Origin of the sequence: Faecalibacterium longum (assembly GCF_040094125.1) — a bacterium.
GTDB classification, from domain to species: Bacteria; Bacillota; Clostridia; order Oscillospirales; family Ruminococcaceae; genus Faecalibacterium; species Faecalibacterium longum.
In genome coordinates, this window is the sequence record NZ_JBBNIH010000049.1 from 1 (window position 1) to 2,114 (window position 2,114).

Genomic DNA, 2,114 nt, shown 5'->3' on the forward strand with positions numbered 1-2,114 from the left:
AGCCCCTTTCTTGCAACGGCGACGACCGCCGCCTGCGGCGGAAACAGGGAGGAGCTGTTGGGGCCGCGGTCAGCAGGGCACGAGTGCCGCCCAAGGCACGAAGTGGACGCTGGGTACCGCAACCCGTCGGATCCCGCGCCTCGAAAGTAGCGGGCACTTTTCTGGTTCTCTTTTGGTGCGCAAAAGAGAACTTTGCCCCAATGCAAGAACGATTTAATCCACGCCATCGGCGCGCAATCCCACCCACCTTACCAGAAAGAAAGAGAGCCAATGTTCCACATGGAACACTGGCCCTCTCCCCTCACCTCTGCGCCGCTGCCGTCGGGATGCGCACGGTATACTCAATGTACCCATCCCGCTCTTCCCGGTGCGCCGTTGCCGGTACACCGTTGTCCGTCATCAGGCGGATAGCGTGGTCGATGGTATTCACAAAAATGCGGACGTCCTTCACCATTGAGATGCGGTGACGTCCCGGGGCAGCTGCGTTCAGCAGCTGCTCGATGTACAAGTCTGTAGCCCGGGCGTTCATCTTCCGCTTGGCGATGGTGATGAGCGCTTCACTGCGGCGGTTCTCCGGCAGACGCAGCACTGCCCGGGCGTGGCGTTCCGTCAGGCCGTTGTCCAGCACGAACTGCCGCTGGTCCTGGGTGAGCTGCAACAGTCGCAGCTTGTTGGCCAGTGTCGGCTGAGCCATGCCAAGCCGCTTGGCTGCCTCCGCCTGCGTACAGTCCCACAAGACCATCACATCCCGCAGGCCCTGCGCCTGCTCGAAGGGGTTCAGATTCTCCCGCTGAAGATTTTCCAGAAGCCCCATCGCCGCCGTCTTGTCATCGGCATAGTCGCAAAGGATGGCCGGGATGGTCTGCATCTTTGCCATCTTGCAGGCGCGGAGGCGCCGCTCCCCCGCCACCAGCTCATAGCCGTCTTCTTTTTTGCGCACGGCTATCGGCTGCAGTAAGCCGTTCTCCCGGATGCTAGCCGCAAGCCCCGCAAGCTCCTGCTCGTTGAAATTCGTCCGCGCCTGAAATGGCGACGGCTGGATGCTCTCAATCGGGAGAGCGTAGATTTTTCCGGCAGATTTCTTTCTCTCAAACATGATACCGCCCCTTTTCGTCTGGAATCGTCATAGTTTTCAACTTTTTCCCAGGAAAACGTGGAAAAGTCAGTTGCTTACATCCCCAGTTTACCAGAAAATAAAAGACCCTGCCAGAAGATTCGTTCGGCAGGGTCTTGCATTTTCTATTCGATGCTCCGTTATTTCAGCGGACTTTTCGCAATTTTTCCGCCGTTTCTGGGGTAGGCAGTCGGAGTTTGCGAAATCTTTTTGCAGAGGATGAGGGTGCGGGTATCGCCGCCCGGAAGATGGAGGGTGCGGGTCTCTTTGTACTCGCCGCCCAGCTTCTTGATGGCACCCCGGGCTGCGGCCAGCTCTTCTTCGCCGGAAGCGCCCTTCATGGCAAGGAAGTTTCCACCCACCTTCACCAGCGGCAGGCAGTATTCTGCCAGCATGGGCAGAGCCGCCACCGCGCGGGCCGAAGCCAAATCGAACTGTTCACGCCACGCCTTGCGAGCAGCTTCCTCGGCGCGCTCCTTGGCGAATTCCACACCGGTAAGGCCCAGCTGGCCGCAGGCGTATTTCAGAAACTCCACCCGCTTTCCGGTGGGTTCCATCAGGGTCAGCTCCAACTCGGGCTTGAAAATCTTCGTCACGATGCCCGGGAAGCCCGCGCCTGCACCGACATCCACCATCTTCCCTGCCACCTCAGGCTGAGAGGCAAAGAGCAGGCTGTCGAGGAAGTGCTTGTCCTCGATGCCCTCCGGGTCAGTGATGGCAGTCAGATTGACCTTCTGGTTGTACTCCACCAGAATCTCCGCAAAGGCGTCCAACTGGTCGAGCTGGGTTCCGGTGAGCGCGATGTTCCATGTGGAACATTTCTGTTCCAGCCGGCTTTTATCGATCATAAACTTATCCTCATTTCACAAAAGCTTATCGCAATTTTCAAAAATAGCATTAATCAAAAAGGTATATTGCTGTCTCTCGCGCCGGTGGCGCGGGGCAGGTTTTTTCTTTTGGTCAAGCGGCTTGCGCTCCGCGCGGGCCAGAGGTAGGGAGG

At 58.3% G+C, this 2,114-nt stretch carries 2 protein-coding genes; both read right to left on the reverse strand.

The genetic code is table 11. The annotated features are described in order from the left end of the window. Positions 1–301: 301 nt before the first annotated feature. Positions 302–1,096, reverse strand: coding sequence for a ParB/RepB/Spo0J family partition protein (locus AAAU26_RS00745; RefSeq protein WP_149794729.1), 795 nt, complete (start codon positions 1,094–1,096; stop codon positions 302–304). Positions 1,097–1,254: 158 nt separating this feature from the next. After that, complete coding sequence (gene rsmG, locus AAAU26_RS00750) at positions 1,255–1,962, reverse strand: 16S rRNA (guanine(527)-N(7))-methyltransferase RsmG (protein ID WP_158397884.1); 708 nt, start codon at positions 1,960–1,962, stop codon at positions 1,255–1,257. Positions 1,963–2,114: the final 152 nt, after the last annotated feature.